20 protein-coding genes are annotated in these 20187 nt (G+C 53.0%); 16 read left to right on the forward strand and 4 right to left on the reverse strand.

Features of this window, described 5'->3' with window-relative positions; genetic code table 11:
- Positions 1–273: 273 nt before the first annotated feature.
- Positions 274–1215, forward strand: coding sequence for a glycosyltransferase family 2 protein (locus BMZ14_RS08665; protein WP_074796781.1), 942 nt, complete (start codon positions 274–276; stop codon positions 1213–1215).
- A gap of 105 nt (positions 1216–1320) precedes the next feature.
- On the opposite strand, the gene BMZ14_RS08670 is transcribed toward BMZ14_RS08665, so the two are convergent.
- Positions 1321–2298: a sulfotransferase family protein gene (locus BMZ14_RS08670; RefSeq protein ID WP_143071936.1), complete on the reverse strand. Its 978-nt coding sequence runs from the start codon at positions 2296–2298 to the stop codon at positions 1321–1323.
- The gene (locus BMZ14_RS08675) at positions 2288–2503 is read right to left on the reverse strand and encodes a hypothetical protein (RefSeq protein ID WP_218145002.1); all 216 of its coding nucleotides are present in this window, start codon (positions 2501–2503) and stop codon (positions 2288–2290) included. Before BMZ14_RS08675 ends, BMZ14_RS08670 begins: the two co-directional genes overlap by 11 nt.
- A 444-nt stretch (positions 2504–2947) precedes the next feature.
- Between BMZ14_RS08675 and cysC the strand changes: the two genes are divergently transcribed.
- The 4 genes from cysC (at position 2948) to BMZ14_RS08695 (ending at position 6741) form a co-directional block, all read left to right on the forward strand.
- Complete coding sequence (cysC, locus tag BMZ14_RS08680; protein WP_083396725.1) at positions 2948–3622, forward strand: adenylyl-sulfate kinase; 675 nt, start codon at positions 2948–2950, stop codon at positions 3620–3622.
- A 125-nt stretch (positions 3623–3747) separates the two neighbouring features.
- A complete protein-coding gene (locus BMZ14_RS08685) occupies positions 3748–5088 on the forward strand; it encodes a putative O-glycosylation ligase, exosortase A system-associated (protein WP_074796787.1) in 1341 nt (446 codons plus the stop codon).
- 79 nt (positions 5089–5167) lie between these two features.
- Positions 5168–6190 carry a polysaccharide deacetylase family protein gene (locus tag BMZ14_RS08690; protein WP_083396726.1) on the forward strand — a complete coding sequence of 341 codons (1023 nt, stop codon included), beginning with the start codon at positions 5168–5170 and terminating at the stop codon, positions 6188–6190.
- Entirely contained in the window at positions 6187–6741 is a 555-nt protein-coding gene (locus tag BMZ14_RS08695; RefSeq protein WP_256208516.1) for a DUF3565 domain-containing protein, read from the forward strand. The genes BMZ14_RS08690 and BMZ14_RS08695 overlap by 4 nt, the downstream gene beginning before the upstream one ends.
- Before the next feature lie 164 nt (positions 6742–6905).
- Here BMZ14_RS08695 and BMZ14_RS08700 read toward each other — a convergent pair whose 3' ends face one another.
- Positions 6906–7907, reverse strand: a complete 1002-nt coding sequence (locus tag BMZ14_RS08700) for a PEP-CTERM sorting domain-containing protein (protein WP_256208517.1) — start codon at positions 7905–7907, stop codon at positions 6906–6908.
- A 284-nt stretch (positions 7908–8191) separates the two neighbouring features.
- On the opposite strand from BMZ14_RS08700, the gene BMZ14_RS08705 reads away from it, so the two are divergent.
- The 9 genes from BMZ14_RS08705 (at position 8192) to BMZ14_RS08745 (ending at position 15118) form a co-directional block, all read left to right on the forward strand.
- Positions 8192–8581 (forward strand): ATP synthase subunit I, encoded by a 390-nt coding sequence (locus BMZ14_RS08705; protein WP_074796789.1) that lies wholly within the window; start codon positions 8192–8194, stop codon positions 8579–8581.
- A 15-nt stretch (positions 8582–8596) separates the two neighbouring features.
- Complete coding sequence (gene atpB, locus BMZ14_RS08710; RefSeq protein ID WP_074796791.1) at positions 8597–9403, forward strand: F0F1 ATP synthase subunit A; 807 nt, start codon at positions 8597–8599, stop codon at positions 9401–9403.
- Positions 9404–9467: 64 nt separating this feature from the next.
- Positions 9468–9740 carry a F0F1 ATP synthase subunit C gene (gene atpE / locus BMZ14_RS08715; RefSeq protein WP_074796793.1) on the forward strand — a complete coding sequence of 91 codons (273 nt, stop codon included), beginning with the start codon at positions 9468–9470 and terminating at the stop codon, positions 9738–9740.
- Positions 9741–9777: 37 nt separating this feature from the next.
- Positions 9778–10248 carry a F0F1 ATP synthase subunit B gene (locus BMZ14_RS08720; protein WP_074796795.1) on the forward strand — a complete coding sequence of 157 codons (471 nt, stop codon included), beginning with the start codon at positions 9778–9780 and terminating at the stop codon, positions 10246–10248.
- Between the two features lie 3 nt (positions 10249–10251).
- Positions 10252–10788, forward strand: a complete 537-nt coding sequence (locus tag BMZ14_RS08725) for a F0F1 ATP synthase subunit delta (RefSeq protein ID WP_074796797.1) — start codon at positions 10252–10254, stop codon at positions 10786–10788.
- An 11-nt stretch (positions 10789–10799) separates the two neighbouring features.
- Entirely contained in the window at positions 10800–12341 is a 1542-nt protein-coding gene (gene atpA, locus BMZ14_RS08730) for a F0F1 ATP synthase subunit alpha (RefSeq protein ID WP_074796799.1), read from the forward strand.
- A 3-nt stretch (positions 12342–12344) separates the two neighbouring features.
- On the forward strand, positions 12345–13226 hold the full coding sequence (atpG, locus tag BMZ14_RS08735) for a F0F1 ATP synthase subunit gamma (protein ID WP_074796800.1): 882 nt from the start codon (positions 12345–12347) through the stop codon (positions 13224–13226).
- A gap of 30 nt (positions 13227–13256) precedes the next feature.
- On the forward strand, positions 13257–14636 hold the full coding sequence (gene atpD / locus BMZ14_RS08740) for a F0F1 ATP synthase subunit beta (protein ID WP_074796802.1): 1380 nt from the start codon (positions 13257–13259) through the stop codon (positions 14634–14636).
- Between the two features lie 62 nt (positions 14637–14698).
- Positions 14699–15118 (forward strand): F0F1 ATP synthase subunit epsilon, encoded by a 420-nt coding sequence (locus BMZ14_RS08745; RefSeq protein WP_074796804.1) that lies wholly within the window; start codon positions 14699–14701, stop codon positions 15116–15118.
- A gap of 172 nt (positions 15119–15290) precedes the next feature.
- Here the strand turns inward: BMZ14_RS08745 and BMZ14_RS08750 are convergent, their stop codons facing one another.
- Positions 15291–16370: a GNAT family N-acetyltransferase gene (locus BMZ14_RS08750; RefSeq protein ID WP_083396727.1), complete on the reverse strand. Its 1080-nt coding sequence runs from the start codon at positions 16368–16370 to the stop codon at positions 15291–15293.
- A 472-nt stretch (positions 16371–16842) separates the two neighbouring features.
- Here BMZ14_RS08750 and glmU point away from each other — a divergent pair, with 472 nt between their 5' ends.
- Positions 16843–18234 carry a bifunctional UDP-N-acetylglucosamine diphosphorylase/glucosamine-1-phosphate N-acetyltransferase GlmU gene (gene glmU / locus BMZ14_RS08755; RefSeq protein WP_074796808.1) on the forward strand — a complete coding sequence of 464 codons (1392 nt, stop codon included), beginning with the start codon at positions 16843–16845 and terminating at the stop codon, positions 18232–18234.
- A 67-nt stretch (positions 18235–18301) separates the two neighbouring features.
- On the forward strand, positions 18302–20146 hold the full coding sequence (glmS, locus tag BMZ14_RS08760) for a glutamine--fructose-6-phosphate transaminase (isomerizing) (RefSeq protein ID WP_074796809.1): 1845 nt from the start codon (positions 18302–18304) through the stop codon (positions 20144–20146).
- Positions 20147–20187 lie beyond the last annotated feature (41 nt).

Consider the following 20187-nt stretch of genomic DNA (forward strand, 5'->3'; position numbering starts at 1 on the left):
ATTGGCGGGAAATCGGGCATGTTTGTGCCGCTCATTTCAAGATCCGTCAGTGGAGTTTCGTGCAATAGTCGATACCGCCGCCGATCCTCGTTCCCGTAATTTTTCCGGCTACAGGATTTACAGGAAAAGGAGGGAGGTTTCCCCAGGCATCTAATTTATAATGGTCAATGCATCTGAATTGTATTGCCAGAGAAGTCCGATTATGGTGTTTAGAGATCGGATCTCGACGTTAAACCTCCGATATATTATTTTTTACAGAAAAAACCTTCCTTCATGGCAGCAACCAAGCCAACTGTCTCTATTGTTATTCCGACTTATAATTGCGAAGCGTACATCGCGGAGACGATCAATAGTGTACTCGGCCAGACTCTGAAGAATCTGGAATTAATTGTGGTCGACGATGGTTCCACGGATCGCACGCGAGAAATCGTTGCATCGTTCGGGACCTCGGTCCGGCTTCTATCGCAGGTCAACTCAGGCGTATGCGCCGCGCGCAACTACGGAATCCGTGAGGCAGCGGGCCGGTATGTCTGTCTAATGGATCATGATGATTACTGGTACCCAGACAAGCTTGCGCTTCAGGTGGAGCAGATGGAACAGCATCCGGAAACCGGGTTGGTCTACAGTTCGTTCATCTGGTGGCATCCGGACGAAAAAGGCGTGTTCCCCCATCCTGACAGCTTTGACCCGGCGTCATTCCCAACCGGAATTGATGAGGAGTTTTCGGGCTGGATATATCATCTGCTCCTTCTCGATTGCTGGATATTAACCAGTGCAGCGTTGATACGCGCAGAAGTCTTCGATGAATGCGGCGTATACAATGAGTCTCTTCCTTACAGCGAGGACTGGGATCTCTGGTTGCGCATTTCCCGGCAATACCGGATTATCAAATTGAATAAATCCTTGACGCTATATCGCCAGCACCCGAAACAGGGAAATCGTATGGCAAGGGATATCGATTATCGGGCTGAACTGTTATGCGGTGCAGCCGAGAAGTGGGGATTATGCAGCCGCGATGGCCGCTGCATTACGAAGAGCCGGTTCATACAGAATATCGCTTACTACCAGATGGAATTCGGCCTCAGGCACCTCGCGTCGGGCAATCTGAAAATGGCTAATCATTTCTTGATCAGGGCCTGGCTGAAACACCCCGCCAAGTTAAAAACGCTGGCATATATTCCCGCCGGGCTTTTGGGCTGGCGGCCGAAGTGGTGAGTACTGCATAACCATGGCATTCCTCGACCTGTTGCATACTCTTCAATAGAAGCCGATACGGGGCCATGCGGTGCATGTGGCCCTATTCATGCACGTATAAGGACCTCAGTATCTGCGCCACCATTTTTCGATTAACCACACAGGTTTTGCCAGTAGCCAACTCCATGATGTATAAATCCGAAAAAACTTGATCCTGTAGTCCGCTCGCTCCTCATTCAGATAACGGATTTGCTCAAGGAGTTCCACGTTCCATTTTTTCTGGTACGCGATAAAATCTGACGCAATGCGGTCAATCAATTGGTGGTGGCTGCTGGTCTCAACCTCCATTTCCTGAAAGAGGCGGTACAGCTCATTAGCCATCCGTGACAGCCCTTCATCCGCCTGCTTCAGCGCTGCATCAGCTTTATGGTGGCGAAGATCAGGAGAAACAAAGCCATTGATATTATCGCTCGCTTCTTTCACGGATATGGGAAAGACGAGATTTGCTTCACGTTCTATTTTCAAAAGGGTCTCGACAGGATTGTTGACAACCTGATCAAAACCAATAAACACCCGAGACATCCCTCTGGAATACAACTCGGCGGACAGTGAGTGGCTCAACCACAGCACCAATGCCTTTTCCCTGGAAAAACCGTCCCGTTTTTGCAGGGACGCTACCACCTCCACAGGATTTCTGTTCATGCAAATGAAAGTTGGTCTAGTCTGTTGAGCCTCGAGCAGAGGAAGCCATAGCGGAAGTAACCGGCACATGCGCGGGTCCTTGAGCGCCCAGACTTCGGCATCCGAGAAATCCCGTCGCACCAGTTTATCCAGCCGGGCAACAAATGGTTGAATCGCTTCAGCTTCCCACCATTTATCGTTTAAAGGCAACAAATCGTCCCATTGAGAGCCCAGGCTCAGCAGCAGTTCATCATGCGTATCGACAATATCTTCATGTTCCCAGAAGCCCTTTTCATTCACGTTCTTCTGGGGCGCATACAGGCGCCTCCCCATTTTGACCCCGACCTGGCTTAGAAGTCCCGTCAGCAGCGAGGTGCCGCTACGGTGCATTCCCAAAATTATCAGCGCGTTATTATTTCTCACTTAAAACCTCTTTCTCTCGAAATCCAGTAGCGGCAAACTTGTCTAGTACGGACGCGGGCGCCGTTTCCTTAATCCGCGGCACAATTTTTATTTGAACGGATGGAAGGCGGCTTTCTCCCAGATCCAGCAGAGTTTTACCCGTCTCTCCTGTTTGTAACGCTGGCGGCTTATTACTGCTATCGCTATCCGCAGGAATCTCATGCATGACGTCGTTCGGCCAGAACCGTACAGGCATTCTAGTTCAACTTAAGATCGTCTCGTCAAAGTGGTGCCTAAATTCCATTGTGCGGGTAGCATCTTGCTGCCATAATTATTGGAAATGGCTGCCGGTCGATTTCCCGACTGCTTTCCCGATCTCAAGCCATCCCAAGCAATCGATCAGTCCCGAATTCCGCCGGATTTGGCGGTGCGAACTTTAGATATATCGTCGCGTGAAGTTTCCCATCTCATAGACCTTACATCGTTGCCGTTGCCGTATACGTCCGAGTGCGAAAAATCCATACGTGGAAAGCAGGCGTTTCCCTTATTTCGGCCGCAAAGCAAGCGATCTGGAGAATAGATCAAAGGTTACACGCCCGTGGGCCGTTACGTATGTATTGATGCAAATATATAATCCAGATCGCCAATATGAAGGACTTGAACCGGCAGCATGAACAAGAGTACCAACACGGTTTGGCATAGCGCCACCATTACCCGCGCCCACCGGGAGCAGTTGAATGTTCATCGTTCGGTCGTATTGTGGTTCACCGGTCTTTCCGGTTCGGGTAAATCGACTTTGGCGCATGCGGTGGAGGACGAGCTCTACCAGCGGAGTTGTCGCACGTTTGTACTGGACGGTGATAACGTGCGTCAAGGTTTATGTTCCGATCTCGGGTTTTCGGTTCAGGACCGGTCTGAAAACATACGCCGTATAAGTGAAGCAGCCAAGTTGCTGGTAGAGTCCGGGGTCATCGCCATGACCGCATTTATTTCGCCGTTTCGGAGCGACCGACAACGGGCACGCAGCATTTTCCCGCATGGAGATTTCATCGAAATTTTTTGTGAAGCCAGTCTGAACGTGTGTGAGCAGCGCGACGTGAAAGGACTTTATAGGCGAGCCAGATCCGGGGAGGTGAAGGAATTTACAGGAATCTCGTCGCCCTATGAAGCGCCCGCCAATCCCGAGCTTGCCGTGAGGACGGGCGAGTTGCCGCTTGAAGATTGTGTCGCGCAGGTGATTGAATATTTGCGTCAGCGCAATGTTTTCAGAGAGAATCCGAGCGGTGGAGATGAAAGCGGGCTCCCGGCCGGTCGCGGCAGAATCGTTGACGGCGCCCCGGATTGACGGCCAGCGAGTGATGAGGCTTAACCGGATAAGGGTATCATGGCCTCGTTGACTTTCTTTGATACCCCCTTCCATATTTTGTACCGTCAAGAGATGCGAAAAGTTCAAAGCCCCTGCGCACAAGCATGAGAGATATTCTTGTTACCCTGATCGTCTTTGGCTGGTTGCCCCTGGTCTTTAAAAAGCCTTATATGGGGGCATTGATGTGGGTGTGGATCAGTGTCATGAACCCCCATACGCAGGGGTGGGGGTTCGCTACCACATTTCCGTTTGCCGCAATTATCGCCGCGGTAACAATAGTAAGCCTTTTGTTTTCGAGGGAGGAGAAAAGCCTGCCTCTAACGTCGGCAACCCTGGTTTTTATTGCTTTCGTATTATGGATGAATGTGACCTCGATCTTTGCCATTTATCCAGAAGAAATACACGACCAGTGGGTCAAGGTCATGAAGATCATGTTGATGACATTTGTGGTGTTCATGCTCATCAAGACAAGAAAACATATTGAGCTTCTCGTCTGGACAATAGTTATCTCGCTTGGATATTACGGCGTCAAGGGCGGGATTTTTACGATAATAGGCGGCGGAGTAGATATGGTCCTGGGCCCGGAACAAACTTTCATCGGAGGAAACAACGAAATAGCGCTGGCACTTATCATGACTATACCTCTGATGCACTTTTTGCAGACGATTACGCCTAAAATCTGGGTTCGCCATGCTTTAACCGCCGCGATACTGCTTAGTTCGCTCGCGGCACTGGGCTCCTATTCGCGCGGTGCTTTGCTCGCAATTGCAGCGATGGGCGCGTTTCTGTGGCTTAAAAGCCAGCATAAGGTCCGCATCGGGATGCTGTTGATCGTGGCTATTCCGCCAGCCGTTGCATTCATGCCCGAGCAATGGACGGAAAGAATGGATTCGATAAATTCGTATGAAGAGGACGCCTCTGCACAGGGGCGCTTCAATGCCTGGTGGATGGCCTATAATCTCGCCAAGGACAAGCCCGTGACCGGTGGCGGTTTCGAGATTATTACGCCTGAACTATTTTACCTTTATGCTCCCAACCCGGAAGATTTGCACGCTGCGCACAGCATTTATTTTCAGGCGCTCGGTGAGCACGGCTTCGTCGGCCTGGGCCTGTATTTGTTACTCGGATTATTAACATGGCGTACGGGCTCATGGATAATCCGGAATACCAGGAAGCTTGAAGAATACAAGTGGGCCTACAACCTGGCAAGAATGATCCAGGTGTCTCTGGTTGGCTTTTTGACAGGTGGAGCATTCCTCAGCCTGCTCTATTTCGACGTACCGTATTATCTCCTGGGCGCCATGGTGGCGACCCGCATTCTGGTGGCAAAGGAACTGAAGCAGAAAGCTTCGTCAGCTTCCGATAAAAAAGGAACGGGCGCTCCACGCCAATTTGGTCAGTTAAACCCGTCGCAGGCCGGGACAATTGCCGGGGATTCAAGCTAGGGCATGCGTATTGCTATCGGAAGAAACGAAAGGAGCTGTTTTTCTGTCAGTTTTCTGACAACACTCGTGGGCACTGCGTATGCAAGCGCATGAATCCGGGTACAAGAAAAACCGTGTCGCGCCCGTTCCCGCTTGGGTTTCCTTGCCGAGCCGCGTGCTCCTGCAGCGGTTTTCTCCTGGGGGATTACACAGCCGCTTATCCATACTGATCTATCATCGGGTGCTGCCTCAACCCGACCCCTTGTTCCCCGGTGAAGGTGACGCGGAGAGCTTCGACCGGCATATGGGGCAGCTTGCAGCCTGCTTCCGGATAATATCGCTGCGTGATGCCATTCGGGGTCTGCGGAACGGGAAATTGCCTCCCCGTGCAGCCTGTATTACTTTTGACGACGGTTATGCAGACAATGCAGAAGTCGCGTTGCCTATCCTGCAAAAACACGGGCTCCCCGCCACTTTTTTTGTGGCAACCAGCTTCCTTGACGGTGGGAGGATGTTTAACGACACGGTGATAGAATTGATTCGCCATGCTCCGGGAAACACGCTTGACCTTGACAGTTTAGGCCTGGGAAGATTTCCGGTGGAAACGATGACTCAACGCCGTCAAGCAATAGATCAGTTGTTAGGCAAGCTCAAGTATTTGCCCATCGAGCGACGGCAATCGACAGTGGATGCGATGAGCGCCCTCATCCCCGTCATCCCGGCGTCCAATCTCATGATGACTTCGGGTCAGATCAGGACTTTGCATGGATCAGGGATGGAAATTGGCGGGCATACGGCCAGCCATCCCATCCTGTCGCAAATGGAAAATAGCGCAGCCCGCGCCGACATTGCTAGCGGCAAGGAAATACTTGAAGGTATAATCGGTGAGCGGCTTCGATTTTTCGCTTATCCAAACGGTAAGCCGGGGCAAGACTATTTGCCGGAACATGTCAGGATGGTAAAGAGTCTCGGGTTCGATGCCGCAGTCTCTACTGCTCATGGCGCCGCCAGAGCAGACAGTGATTTATTCCAGTTGCCGCGATTTACCCCGTGGGATCGGGGAACGTTGCGTTTCACCCTCCGGATGGCCCGGAACATGCTGAGGACAGTAGAAACTGTTTGATAGCTTATTCACGTGACCAGCGGCCGGACTTCAAGGTGCGCGGCATTACCAATCTTGACGAAACCGCACTTTTTCAACTTATGGAAAGACCAATTACCAGCTTTGAACTCGACGGCGGCGGAGAACCGGTAGCAATTCTCAGTTGCGGGCATGCGCAGCACGTCCGGCATAACCCTCCATTTATCAACCGCCCATGGGTTATCTCCGAGCAAGGGCGTGAGAGCATGCTGGGAAAAATGCTCAACTGCGTTCGATGCGATAAATTCGAACTGCCCGATAACTTTATTCCATATAAAAGAACACCCGTTTTTACTGAGGAATCGGTGCCGGGCGGACTGCGGAAAGACCATTCCACAAAAACAGGTATATGGGGAAAGATCGTCGTGGCGGAAGGAAAACTTCGCTACCGCGTACCCTCTCTGGACGCAGACATGGAATTGTCGAAGGACAGGAGTGGAACCGTTATCCCCGACGTTTTGCATAATGTGGAGCCACTCGGCCCGACGCAGTTCTTCGTTGAATTTTACCGGTCGCCGGACGAGGATGCCTAGGGAAGTCAAGGAAGAATCTGCATGGTTTTATCCGGCGTTTTGGACGGTTTTCTAAAATGGGTATAGAAGATTTAGAGGTTACACCGGCGGTTGCCGAGGCGCGGGTTAGCCGCGACCCTCATCCCATTTTCGCCCCCTGGCGGTGTGCAAAAGCGCGCAGGTATTCAAAAAAGACAGGGATTCTGCGGCAGGACTACAGCATCGGCCCAGTCTGGATCCGTCATCATCATGATATATATTTCGGCTTCAGTGGGCGGAGGCACAACCGATGTCGCGATTGCAACAGCCCGGCCGGGGTTTTGACTTGAGCCGATAATCGGCGTGTAACCTTCCACCGGGAGAAAGAAGGCGTGGAATGACTTGTCCCAGTCTGAAAGCCCCTGGGAAGTCAATCCGCAATTGAGCGGATGCCTTGCCTGTAATGGATCAAGGGTAGGGGCTTGCTCCGAGTCGGCGTAATCCACCTTCCCGTCGAGTTCGCCACGCAGAAAAGAATTTTCATGCGTCCACCAGAAAGACCCTGCGTGTTCTCCATCCAGAAAGGAGACAATTCCGAGGCCATTGCCGCTTCCCGCCCAGTTGACAGCGTTTACCAGATGTCCCAGCGCGCCATCCCAGCAATCCGGTGAGATCATGGCAGGAATGCATTTGCCCCCGCCATCCGGCGCACCGGAATCGTCAGGAATGTTTCCCGTATCCCCGCGGATTGCATGGAAGTCAGAATCGGCACCGGTAATGAAGGTTCGGTCTCCGCGAGCAGCTTCTATCGCTGCTCTGTTATTCAGAATGCCGCGGTAATCCGGCACCGCAAGTGGGCCGTTGGGCGGTCCGGTAAGAAAAGCTTCTCCACTTTCAATTACCAGAACGTCGAACCGCGCAAGATCCGGCATGGCGCTGCCGGCATCCCAGAACGTCAAGTTCCAGCGCGTCCCCTTGCTCCGGGGAAGAGTATGAACGATCCGGGACAGCCAGGAGGTATCCTGTCGATACCTGGAGTCCGGATGCGCATAGGTATACCACAAGACGCCGATTGAAGCTCCCTGCGTCAATGAGGTAAAGCTCAAGCTCGCGACGAGCGCCGCGAACAGCATCCATGGGTAAACATTTTTCATCCTGATCCCTCCATTGATGAACAGGATAACGTGTAATAACAGTATCTGATTCAAGAAAGATTTCAAGAAAATACAAATCAGGTAATTGCTGGCTTTCCAGAGTTTGGGCCTGATTTCTCACCATGAGAGTGGACTTTCCATTGACTGGAGCGCTCAAGCAGATTAGAATCCGCGTGGTTTGAAATCAGCCAAAGACCTGTTTTACATATCGGGTATAAAAAGAAAAAGAAGAACCCGAAGAGGACGAAGGTTGGAGACGAAAATCAGGTCTTCCGAGAACAGAATTGCAACCCGCCGAATGTCACACGAAGCAGTTGCGTTCTGACGCACCAAAAAATATGCCTTTGATACGAAACAAGCCAGTTCGCGTCGTCGTGCGTTGGCAATTGATCGTCACTGTGGGGGTGGCATTGACCCTCGGCGCGTGGTGGGGGTTTCACGGCGCAGCTTCGGCATTACTGGGAGGCGTGGTGAGCATTATCTCCGCTGCCGCTTTCTCGGCGATCATATCCCGGTACCAGGGCGCTACAGCAGGCGGCGTATTGGTTACGGCGCTGAAAGCGGAAGCAGTAAAAATCATCGTTATGGTGATCCTGCTGTGGCTTGTGCTGACACTTTACAAAGACGTTGTCGCAATAGGATTTATTGGCACATTCGCACTTACGGTCCTGATTTTCGGGATGGCGTTGTTTGTAACGGATGAGCCAAGGGCTGAACGAATAAAATAGTTGAACAGGTAAAAAATGGCATCAGGCACAGAACTCACCCCAACCTCCTACATGGACCATCACCTGACGAACTTGACAAGTTCACTAGGTGAAGATCCGTTCTGGACGCTGCATGTGGACACGCTCGTGATGTCCGTGTTGCTGGGCATCCTCACCTTTGGCTTTCTATGGGTAGTGGTGCGTGGCGCCACATCCGGCGTTCCCGGCAAGCGTCAGGCATTTGTCGAACTGGCCATCGAGTTCATCGATGATCAGGTCAAAAGTACTTTCCATGGCGACCGACATGCGTTTGTTGCCCCCGCTGCCCTTACGGTGTTTGTATGGGTGCTGATGATGAACACAATGGACCTTTTGCCGATCGATATCATGGCGAAGGTGTACGAACTGCTGGGCCTGCACAACTGGCGCAGTGTACCTACCACGGACGTGAATACGACGTTCGCGCTGGCGCTCTCCGTGTGGCTGCTGATGATTTTTTTCAACGTAAAGGTCAAGGGGTTGGGCGGCTGGATACACGAGCTGGTTTGCACCCCCTTCGGTAAAAATCCGCTATTATGGCCAGTCAATATTTTGTTCAACCTGGTCGAATACGTTTCCAAGCCGCTTTCCCACTCCCTGCGCCTTTACGGGAATATTTATGCGGGTGAAATCATTTTTCTGCTGATCGGCATGTGGGCCGCCACCGGTCTGGCCGGAACCGTATTCGGCACGTTGCTTGGCGCTGGCTGGGCGATCTTCCACATTCTAATCGTCACATTACAGGCGTTTATTTTCATGATGCTGACGGTTGTTTATCTTTCCATGGCGCACGAGTCACACTGATTCAACGCCATCTGCTTATCAAATCACTATCACTATTTAACTACCACGACGAGAGGAAAACGAGATGGACAATTTGCAATACTTGGCGATGATTCAGGCCTACACGGGCATTGGTATCGGCCTGATGATCGGCCTCGGCGCAGCCGGCGCTTGTATCGGCATCGGTATCATGTGCAGCAGCTTCCTTGAAGGCGCTGCGCGTCAGCCGGAAATGATGCCGACGCTGCAAGGCAAAGTGTTCCTGTTACTCGGATTGATCGACGCGTCATTCATTATCGGGGTCGGTCTGGCTATGCTCTTTGCGTTCGGCAATCCATTGCTGGCCGTCATCAAATAATAATGCCCGCTCTCGGTGCCATAATCAGAGGCAAGCCATGAACATAAACTTCACGCTTATTTCTCAGGCGATGGCGTTCGCCATATTTATCTGGTTCACAGTCAAATTCGTTTGGCCACCCCTGATGCGCGCCATTGAAAACCGGCAGAAAACCATTGCTGAGGGACTGGCTGCCGGTGAACGGGGAAAGCGCGAACTGGAGTTGGCCAGCCATCGGTCCGCCGATGCAGTGAGAGAGGCCAAGGAGCGCGCAACCGATATCATTGCTCAGGCAGAAAGACGTGCGGCGGAGATCGTCGAGGAAGCGAAGGTAGCTGCGAAAGATGAAGGCAGCCGCATTCTCGTTGGTGCCAAGGCGGAGGTCGAGCAGGAGGTATTTCGCGCAAGGGAGACATTGCGACAGCACGTCGCAGATCTGGCGTTGGCAGGTGCCACAAAAATTCTGCGTCGCGAAGTGGATGCCAAAGCGCACGCCGATCTGCTTGCGTCTATCAAATCGGAGCTCTAAGCGATGGCTGAAACCCGCACCATCGCCCGTCCTTATGCGGAGGCCGTTTTCAAGCTGGCAAAAGCTAAAGACGAACTGCCGGCCTGGTCCGGAATGTTGCAACTCGCCGCCGCGATAGCGGCGGATGAACGCATTCGCGCACTCATCGGTAATCCGAACGTTCCCGCGAGGCGACTAGGCGAACTGCTTCTCGACTTATGCGGGGACAAGCTCACCGGTGAAGGCCGGAATTTTATTGTACTGCTGGCGGAGAATGGCAGAATTGAAATATTGCCCGAAGTGAGCGAATTGTTCGAGCAACTCAAGATTCGTCAGGAAGGGGTGTTGGACGCTAAAATTACTTCAGCGTTTGCCATGAGTGATACTCAATTAAGAGATCTTGTGGCTGACCTCGAGGTCAAGTTCAAGCGCAAAATAGAAGCCAAAGTAAGCATCGATCCGGAATTGATAGGCGGAGTGAAAGTCGAGATCGGCGACGAAGTGCTCGATGCCTCCGTGCGGGGTAAACTGGAAGCCATGGCTGTTGCACTTAAAAGCTAGGAGTAAATTAAATGCATTTGAATCCATCCGAAATCAGTGAACTGATTAAAAGCAGAATCGAAGGACTGGCCGCTTCTGCGGAAGTCCGCACCCAAGGCACTATTGTTTCAGTGACCGACGGTATCGTGCGCATCCATGGTCTTTCCGACGTAATGCAGGGCGAGATGCTTGAATTTCCCGGCAATACTTTCGGTTTGGCGCTCAACCTTGAGCGTGACTCCGTCGGTGCGGTGATTATGGGTGAATACGAGCACATCACCGAGGGCGATACCGTCAAGTGTACGGGACGTATCCTTGAAGTACCGGTAGGTGAAGAACTGATAGGCCGGGTAGTGAACGCGCTGGGACAGCCGATAGATGGCAAAGGTCCCATTAACACGACGCGTTCCGAGCCCATCGAAAAAATTGCACCGGGGGTCATATGGCGTCAATCAGTGAACCAGCCCGTGCAGACCGGGCTTAAATCCATTGATGCGATGGTCCCCATCGGGCGCGGCCAGCGAGAGTTGATTATCGGTGATCGGCAGACGGGCAAGACGGCCGTTGCGATCGATGCGATTATCAATCAGCGGGGTGAAAATATGACTTGCATCTACGTCGCGATCGGACAGAAAGCTTCGTCCATCAACAACGTGGTTCGCAAGCTGGAAGAACACGGAGCGATGGAATATACCATCGTGGTCGCGGCTACCGCGTCGGAGTCCGCGGCATTGCAATTCATTGCGCCTTACTCGGGTTGCACGATGGGAGAGTACTTCCGGGACACCGGTAGAGATGCGCTCATCATTTATGACGATTTAACCAAGCAAGCATGGGCTTACCGGCAAATATCGCTGTTATTGCGGCGTCCGCCGGGACGGGAGGCTTATCCGGGTGACGTGTTTTACCTGCACTCGCGCCTGCTGGAACGCGCCGCCCGGGTTAGCGCGGCTTACGTCGAAAATGCCACCAATGGGGCGGTTAAAGGAAAGACCGGTTCCCTAACGGCGCTTCCGGTGATCGAGACCCAGGCGGGCGACGTGACAGCTTTCGTACCCACCAACGTTATCTCGATTACCGACGGTCAGATTTTTCTGGAAAGCGATTTGTTCAATGCCGGTATTCGTCCAGCCATCAACGCCGGGGTTTCAGTGTCGCGAGTAGGTGGCGCGGCGCAGACAAAGGTGATCAAGAAGCTGGGCGGTGGTGTACGCCTCGCATTGGCGCAATACCGGGAACTGGCTGCGTTTGCGCAGTTCGCTTCTGATCTCGACGAGGCGACTCGCAAACAGTTGGAGCGCGGCAAGATGGTGACGGAACTGATGAAGCAGCCGCAATATGGCACCTTGAGCGTATCCGAAATGGCAATTACGTTATATGCGGTCAACAAGGGATATCTGGATGACGTCGAGGTAAAGCGCGCGCTCGCGTTCGAGTCGGCGCTTAAAGGCTATATACGCAGTAAGTACGGCGCCATTATGGACAAAATAGAAAGCACCAAAGATCTCGATGCCGAGACCGAGAAAGATCTCGACGCCGCGATTCAGGACTTCAAGAAGAACGGAACATACTAAGCGATGGCCGGCAGCAGGGAAATACGGAACAAGATCAAGAGCGTAAAAAATACGCAGAAGATCACGCGTGCCATGGAAATGGTGGCGGCTTCCAAAATGCGGAAGGCGCAAGAGCGCATGAAAAAAGCGCGCCCGTACGGAGACAAGATTCGTAACGTCGCCGCGCACATGAGCCGGGCCTATACCGAGTATCGTCACCCGTTTCTGATAGATCGGGATTCTGTGAAGCGAATCGGTATTGTCGTGGTGACCTCCGACAAGGGCTTGTGCGGCGGGCTCAACACGAATGTGTTGCGCATGGCGATAAGCAAGATGAAAGCCTGGGAAGCGGAAGGCGAACAGATCGAGGCGTGCTGTATCGGCAACAAGGGGTTCGGGTTCATGAACCGCCTGGGCGCAAATGTCATCTCGCACGTGGTAAGTCTGGGCGACACGCCGGATCTGGAGAGATTGATCGGGGCGGTAAAAATCCTGCTCGATGGATATACCGAGGACCGTTTCGATCGCGTCTATATTTTTTATACCCGCTTCATCAATACGATGAAACAGGAGCCGGTGATGGAGCAGTTGCTCCCGCTTTCGGACGAGCGCCTGAAGGCGGGGGATGGTCCTACCGGACAGCGCGGCGTATGGGATTACATCTACGAACCTGAAGCCAAACCCGTGATAGACGACATCATGGTGCGATATGTCGAAGCGCTGATTTACCAGGCTCTGACGGAAAACATGGCGTCCGAACAATCGGCGCGGATGGTGGCAATGAAGGCCGCCTCCGATAATGCCGGAAATGTGATCAACGAGTTGACGCTGATTTACAACAAGTCGCGTCAGGCCGCCATTACCAAGGAATTGTCGGAAATTGTCGGGGGCGCGGCCGCAGTTTAAATATTTCGAATTAGCATTTTAGGGAACAACATGAACCAGGGAAAAATTGTTCAGTGTATCGGCGCAGTGGTTGACGTTGAGTTTGCACGCGAAGCGATGCCGAAAGTATATGACGCGCTCGTGCTTGAGGGAACAGAGCTGACCCTTGAAGTGCAGCAGCAGTTGGGTGATGGCGTGGTGCGTACCATTGCGCTCGGGTCTTCGGATGGATTGCGCCGCGGCATGATGGTGTCGAATACCGGCAACCAGATACAGGTCCCGGTCGGTACCAAGACCTTAGGCCGGATCATGGATGTTTTGGGCAAGCCCATAGACGAGATGGGGCCCATCGGTGCGGAAAAGACCATGTCTATTCACCGCAAGGCGCCGGCATTTGACGAGCTCTCCGCGTCCACAGAGTTGCTGGAAACCGGAATCAAGGTTATCGACCTGGTCTGTCCCTTCGCCAAAGGCGGCAAGGTAGGGCTGTTCGGTGGCGCGGGCGTGGGCAAGACCGTCAACATGATGGAGTTGATCCGCAACATCGCTATCGAACACAGCGGTTTTTCGGTGTTTGCCGGCGTGGGCGAGCGGACCCGTGAAGGTAATGACTTCTATCACGAAATGAAAGATTCCAACGTGCTGGACAAGGTGGCGCTGGTTTACGGGCAAATGAATGAGCCGCCCGGCAACCGGCTGCGCGTGGCGTTGACGGGCCTGACCATGGCGGAATTTTTCCGTGACGAGGGCCGCGACGTGCTGCTTTTCGTGGACAATATCTATCGTTTCACCTTGGCGGGAACCGAGGTATCGGCGTTGCTGGGCCGGATGCCGTCGGCGGTAGGTTATCAGCCAACGCTGGCTGAGGAAATGGGACGCCTGCAGGAGCGTATCACGTCAACCAAGTCTGGTTCCATCACGTCCATTCAAGCCGTCTATGTACCCGCGGACGATTTGACCGACCCGTCTCCTGCCACGACTTTCGGCCACCTTGACGCAACCGTCGTGCTGTCGCGCGATATTGCCTCGCTGGGTATCTATCCGGCGGTGGATCCGCTCGATTCCACCTCGCGTCAGCTGGACCCGCTCGTGGTTGGCGAAGAGCACTACAGTACAGCGCGTGACGTGCAGCAAACCCTGCAGCGCTACAAGGAATTACGCGACATCATTGCGATTCTGGGAATGGATGAGCTTTCGCCGGAAGACAAGCTGGCCGTGGCACGGGCGCGCAAGATTCAGCGCTTTCTTTCACAGCCCTTCAACGTGGCGGAAGTATTTACCGGTTCGCCCGGTAAATACGTGTCGCTGAAAGAGACAATCAAGGGTTTCAAGGGCATTGTAGCGGGAGAGTACGACCATTTGCCGGAACAGGCGTTCTATATGGTCGGGGGGATAGACGAAGCGGTCGAAAAAGCGAAGACCTTGCAATAAGTTATTTTATTGAAACTGGCGGCCGTGTGATGCAATTGAATCAAAGATGAGTGGGAGCTAAGATGGGTGTATTTCACGTGGATATTGTCAGCGCAGAGGAATCGATTTATTCCGGGCCTGCGGAGTTTCTGGTAGCGCCGGCGGAGGCGGGAGAAGTGGGAGTTTATCCGCAGCACACGCCGATGCTCACCCGCATCAAGCCTGGATCCGTGCGCATCAAGGCGCCGCTTCAAGAAGAAGAACTGGTCTATGTTTCGGGCGGCATACTCGAAATTCAGCCGGATGTGGTAACGATTCTTGCCGACACCGCCGTGCGAGGGGCCAACCTTGACGAATTGAAAGCGATTGAAGCCAAGAAACGTGCCGAAGAAGCAATGAAAGACCGATCCTCTGCGATGGACTATGCACGCGCACAGGCCGAACTCGCCGAAGCCATCGCGCAATTGTCGGCAATCCAGAAACTGCGGAAACGCGGGCACTGACAGCCGGCGATCGGATTCGGCAGGGCGGCAATAGCCGCCCTTTTTTATTTCTCGAAAACCTCTCAAAGCCCCTGTAGCGAACCCACCGCAAAGGGGAAGGTCAAGTGATGCAGAAGTCTTTGCACTTATAGCGCAGAACCGTGAAATGGGCGGTTAAGTGCCGGATTTAGGATTATGTGTGTATGGGCCCAATATTGGATGAACGGTTGCGCCACCGTTTACTTAGTTCGCCCATAAACTCGGTAGCGGCGATCGCCAATCCACGTGGGCTCCGCAGATTACAGGCCAGCACACCGACCCTTTCCCTCCGGTGCGTCATCCATGAACGCTTGTAATTGTCATCCCCCGTCAAATAATCGATTTCAATGACGCGATCTTTTTCAAGACTGTATTTAATCATATGAGCAGAAAGTATCGTTCCGGCAGACCACTTGGAATATTCCTCGTCGTAGGCAAGCTTGAAGATATAAGCGCGGCCATTCACAGTGAACCAAAATTGCACCGCTATCGGTACATCATCTACCCACGCAATTCCTAAACGAAGCCACCCGTTTTCAGCGCAGATCTTTGCCCAATCCGTGACAAAATCCGGATATGGCTCAGGCTTCTTCCAGCTTTTGGAATAAATATTGTGATAAATTTCCATGGCCATTGCGGTATCCGAGAGATCGGTAATGATTTGTAAGCGAGCACTCTGTTTTTTCTCGAATTTGATCGATTTGCGGACCCAGGTGTTATACATCTGGCGGGGTCGTTGAGACATGTATTCTTCGAACGTTAATCCGGCGCACGGCAGATACCAATTTCCAAAACAGAAGTATTTCCTGGTGTACCATCCGTAGTCAGAGAAAGCCCGGCGTAAGCTAATTCCATCGAAAGCCTCCTGATCCAGGGGCGAGAAATTTATAACAGCACAACCGGGTTTTGATCGCGCTAATTGATGAACAAGCTGGCTGAGTGCGGTGTTCTTATTCCGAGCCGAACTGATCATCGGAGAATATAGCGAGGCATAGTAGTTAGTGAGGGCCATGCGTCGATGAGGCGCTCTGCGCTCGCTATATAACAGCATGACGCTTTCACCATCGGTCCGAGACTCGGGAACAAAAAATGTCCAGTCAGTTTCTGCAATATTCTTGAGAAAATGCAAGATCCATGCGCTGGATGAAAACGGGTTCTGATTTCCAGCGGTATCAAATAAATCGGTCCGTTCGCGCACAAACGTAACCATTTCTTCGCGGTTTAAAGAAAGCATTTTTGTAGGAGCAGAATTAGGGAGTAAAAAGGGATTGAATCCGTGCGTTCAGCAATGACGAAAGCCAGTGCCGCATCGTACTCGTTTGAACGTTATTTCCTATTGGACTGAAGTACACCCCTGAGCATGAAGACCTGGTGGCGTCTTAACGTTTCTGATTTGCTTCCCTGCGGATGCATCGCGACCGACTTGCTTACGGGTGGTACGGTTGGGGCAAGTTGATAAACTCCCTTCAGGACACTTCGGGGCTGTTGTGCCCGATAGAACGTGGGCAAGTTCTTCGGTTTAGCGTCGCAATGTGATAAATTACCCTCCATCTCAATTTCCTGGCGTGAGTCTTCATCAGTTGGTAATTGCGTGGACCAACGGACAATGTCCCGCGACGGCAGCGCTCACGTAGCAATAAGTGCAATAACGATACGTATATCTGCTGCCTTCGTCCGGGCTCGCCATTCTTTACTATCTTTCATTGATGTCTAAATTAAATATCGTCATTCTGGCTGCCGGGCTCGGCAAGCGGATGAATTCGGCGCTTCCCAAGGTCTTGCATCACCTGGGGGGTAAACCCTTGCTGGCCCACGTGCTCGATACGGCCCGCGCATTGTCGCCGGATGAAATTTGCGTGGTCTACGGACACGGCGGGGAGGCTGTGCCACAGGCGATTGCCGATGCGACGCTTACCTGGGCGCGCCAAATGCCCCAGCTGGGCACCGGCCACGCGGTAATGCAGGCACTCCCGCATCTGGATAATGCGGGTAAGAATGGCATGACACTCGTGTTATATGGCGATGTGCCGCTTACCAGCGTCGAAACCTTAAAAAAGTTGATCGCGACGGCGGGAGAGAAAACGCTAGGTCTGCTGACCGTAGAACTCACCGATCCATCCGGCTACGGTAGAATCGTACGGAATAGCGAAACGGGTAAGATTTCCGCCATTGTCGAGGAAAAAGACGCAAGCCCCTCACAGCGGGAAGTTCTCGAAACCAATACCGGTATCATGGCAATTCCGGACCGGAATCTTCGTGAATGGCTAAACAAACTTGAAAACAACAACGTACAAAAGGAATATTATCTTACCGATATTGTCGCGATGGCCGTGAAGGATGGCGTCAAGGTAGAGGCGACACAGCCGCATCATGCCTGGGAAACGGTCGGCGTTAATAGCAAGGCGCAGCTTGCGGAGCTTGAGCGCATTTACCAAAAGGAATCCGCATCAAAATTGCTGGAGCAAGGCGTTACCCTGATTGACCCCGGCCGTATCGATGTTCGCGGTCAGCTTATTTGCGGTAGGGACGTGGAAATTGATATCAACTGTATTTTCGAGGGCCGCGTACAGTTGGACGACGGCGTGAAAGTGGGTGCTCACAGCATCCTGAAAAACGTCAAGGTGGCGGCAGGATCAGTGATCGCGCCCTTCAGCCTGATGGAAACGTCTGAAATCGGAAGAAACTGCCGTATTGGACCTTACGCCCGCATCCGTCCCGGAACCAGGCTTGCCGACGAGGTTCATATCGGCAATTTCGTAGAGGTCAAAAATAGCGCCATTGCTGCCGGCAGCAAAGCGAATCATCTCAGCTACATCGGCGATGCCATCGTGGGAAAAAATGTCAACATCGGCGCGGGGACCATTACCTGCAACTATGATGGCGCCAATAAGTACCAGACCATCATCGAGGATAATGTTTTTGTCGGTTCCGATACGCAACTGATCGCGCCGGTTACGGTCACCCAGGGTTCCACTATTGGCGCCGGTTCGACAATTACCAAAGATACCCCGCCGGAGAAATTGACTCTGTCACGTGCCAGGCAAATCAGCATTGAAGGATGGCAGCGGCCGGTCAAAAAGTCGAAGGGTAATAAATGAAATGCGATGCAACCGGGTTCTGCCCGCTTTGTTTTTCTTGGGCATGTAGCCGCAAGGAGCTCCTCAGATGTGCGGAATAGTCGGCGCCGTAGCAAAAAGCAACATCGTTCCTGCTCTACTGGAAGGTTTGCGGCGCCTTGAATACCGAGGCTATGATTCTGCGGGGATCGCGCTTAACAATGGCGGTTTGCACAGATTACGCACTACCGGACGGGTTGCCGAATTAAGCAAACTTGCGGATGAGCAGCACTTCAGCGGCGAAACCGGCATCGCGCATACCCGCTGGGCTACCCATGGCGCGCCTTCCGAGCGCAATGCTCACCCACACTTTTCGGGTGAAAGACCGAACGTGGCGGTAGTGCACAACGGCATCATCGAAAATCATGAGGCGCTGCGTCAGCATTTGCAGAGTGCTGGATTCGCATTCACTTCCGATACCGATACTGAAGTTATCGCCCATCTTATTTCTTTCCATCTCAGGAAAAATCCGGATTTATTTGAAGCGGTGTGCCGTTCAACAGGCGAACTGGTGGGTGCTTACGCAATCGCCGTAATGGAAGAGGCGCGCCCCGAGCGCATAGTCGTTTGCCGGAATGGCGCGCCCTTATTGCTGGGCCTTGGAGAGTCCGGCACCTACGCCGCCTCCGACGCTTCCGCTCTGCTTCAGGTGACACGGCGCATGATCTACCTCGAAGACGGCGACGTGGCCGAGCTGTACAGCGACAGTTATAGCGTTGTCAATTGTCAAGATGGCGCGCGCATGAAAGTGGCGCGCGCCGTGCAGGAAAGCGAACTCAGCAATGAATCGGTAGAGATGGGCCCTTACGCCCATTTCATGCAGAAGGAAATATTCGAACAGCCCGGCGTGGTGGCGAATACGCTGGAAATGGTCCTCAACGCGCAATCCATTTCCCCGCGGTTGTTCGGCAGCGAGGCGGAAAATATTTTCAACAACACCGATAGCATTCTGATCCTCGCCTGTGGCACCAGTTACCATGCCGGACTCGTCGCCCGCTACTGGCTTGAAACCGTTGCCGGATTACCTTGCAACGTCGAAATCGCCAGCGAATACCGCTACCGTAACCCGGCAGTTGGCGCTAATACGCTCGTAGTGGGAATCTCTCAATCCGGTGAAACGGCCGACACGCTTGCTGCCCTCGGCTATGCAAGGTCCCTGGGACATCGCTACAGCCTTGGGATTTGTAACGTGGCGGAAAGCGCGCTGGTACGCCAAACCGATCTGCGCTTCCTCACCCGTGCAGGACCCGAGATCGGCGTAGCCTCCACCAAGGCATTTACCACACAATTGGCGGCCCTGATGCTGCTTACCATGACACTGGCAAAATTGCGAGGCAGATTAACCGGTGAGAAGGAGCGTGAGATGATCATTGCGCTGCGCCACCTCCCCGTTGCGCTACAGCTTGCATTGCAGGTCGAGCCGCAGGTCAAAGTGTGGGCCGGGCGATTTGCAAAAAAAAGTCACGCCCTGTTTCTGGGACGGGGCATGCATTACCCTATCGCCATGGAAGGGGCGCTCAAGCTCAAGGAAATTTCCTACATCCACGCCGAGGCCTACGCTGCCGGTGAACTGAAGCACGGCCCACTCGCGCTGGTCGACAAGGATATGCCGGTGGTTGCCATCGCGCCCAACGACACGTTGCTGGAAAAACTCAAATCCAATTTACAGGAAGTCCGCGCCCGCGGCGGCGAACTCTATGTTTTCGCCGATGCCGATTCCCGCATACAGGAGAGCGAAGGCCTGCACGTCATCCGCCTGGCCGAACATGCCGGCTCGCTCAGCCCTATCCTTCATACCATCCCGCTGCAATTACTTGCTTATCACGTTGCGCTGCAAAAAGGCACCGACGTGGATAAGCCGAGAAATCTGGCGAAATCCGTGACAGTTGAGTAAGTATTAAGATTATCGCCCGCCTTACCGGTATTTCCGGAATG

The organism is Nitrosospira briensis, assembly GCF_900115125.1.
GTDB classification, from domain to species: Bacteria; Pseudomonadota; Gammaproteobacteria; order Burkholderiales; family Nitrosomonadaceae; genus Nitrosospira; species Nitrosospira briensis_A.

Coding starts and splice junctions, on each gene's coding strand:
- BMZ14_RS08665 (WP_074796781.1), top strand. CDS start 274: ATGGCAGCAACCAAGCCAACTGTCTCTATTGTTATTCCGACTTATAAT.
- BMZ14_RS08675 (WP_218145002.1), bottom strand. CDS start 2,503: ATGCATGAGATTCCTGCGGATAGCGATAGCAGTAATAAGCCGCCAGCG.
- cysC (WP_083396725.1), top strand. CDS start 2,948: ATGAACAAGAGTACCAACACGGTTTGGCATAGCGCCACCATTACCCGC.
- BMZ14_RS08685 (WP_074796787.1), top strand. CDS start 3,748: ATGAGAGATATTCTTGTTACCCTGATCGTCTTTGGCTGGTTGCCCCTG.
- BMZ14_RS08690 (WP_083396726.1), top strand. CDS start 5,168: ATGCAAGCGCATGAATCCGGGTACAAGAAAAACCGTGTCGCGCCCGTT.
- BMZ14_RS08705 (WP_074796789.1), top strand. CDS start 8,192: ATGCCTTTGATACGAAACAAGCCAGTTCGCGTCGTCGTGCGTTGGCAA.
- atpB (WP_074796791.1), top strand. CDS start 8,597: ATGGCATCAGGCACAGAACTCACCCCAACCTCCTACATGGACCATCAC.
- atpE (WP_074796793.1), top strand. CDS start 9,468: ATGGACAATTTGCAATACTTGGCGATGATTCAGGCCTACACGGGCATT.
- BMZ14_RS08720 (WP_074796795.1), top strand. CDS start 9,778: ATGAACATAAACTTCACGCTTATTTCTCAGGCGATGGCGTTCGCCATA.
- BMZ14_RS08725 (WP_074796797.1), top strand. CDS start 10,252: ATGGCTGAAACCCGCACCATCGCCCGTCCTTATGCGGAGGCCGTTTTC.
- atpA (WP_074796799.1), top strand. CDS start 10,800: ATGCATTTGAATCCATCCGAAATCAGTGAACTGATTAAAAGCAGAATC.
- atpG (WP_074796800.1), top strand. CDS start 12,345: ATGGCCGGCAGCAGGGAAATACGGAACAAGATCAAGAGCGTAAAAAAT.
- atpD (WP_074796802.1), top strand. CDS start 13,257: ATGAACCAGGGAAAAATTGTTCAGTGTATCGGCGCAGTGGTTGACGTT.
- BMZ14_RS08745 (WP_074796804.1), top strand. CDS start 14,699: ATGGGTGTATTTCACGTGGATATTGTCAGCGCAGAGGAATCGATTTAT.
- BMZ14_RS08750 (WP_083396727.1), bottom strand. CDS start 16,370: ATGCTTTCTTTAAACCGCGAAGAAATGGTTACGTTTGTGCGCGAACGG.
- glmU (WP_074796808.1), top strand. CDS start 16,843: ATGTCTAAATTAAATATCGTCATTCTGGCTGCCGGGCTCGGCAAGCGG.
- glmS (WP_074796809.1), top strand. CDS start 18,302: ATGTGCGGAATAGTCGGCGCCGTAGCAAAAAGCAACATCGTTCCTGCT.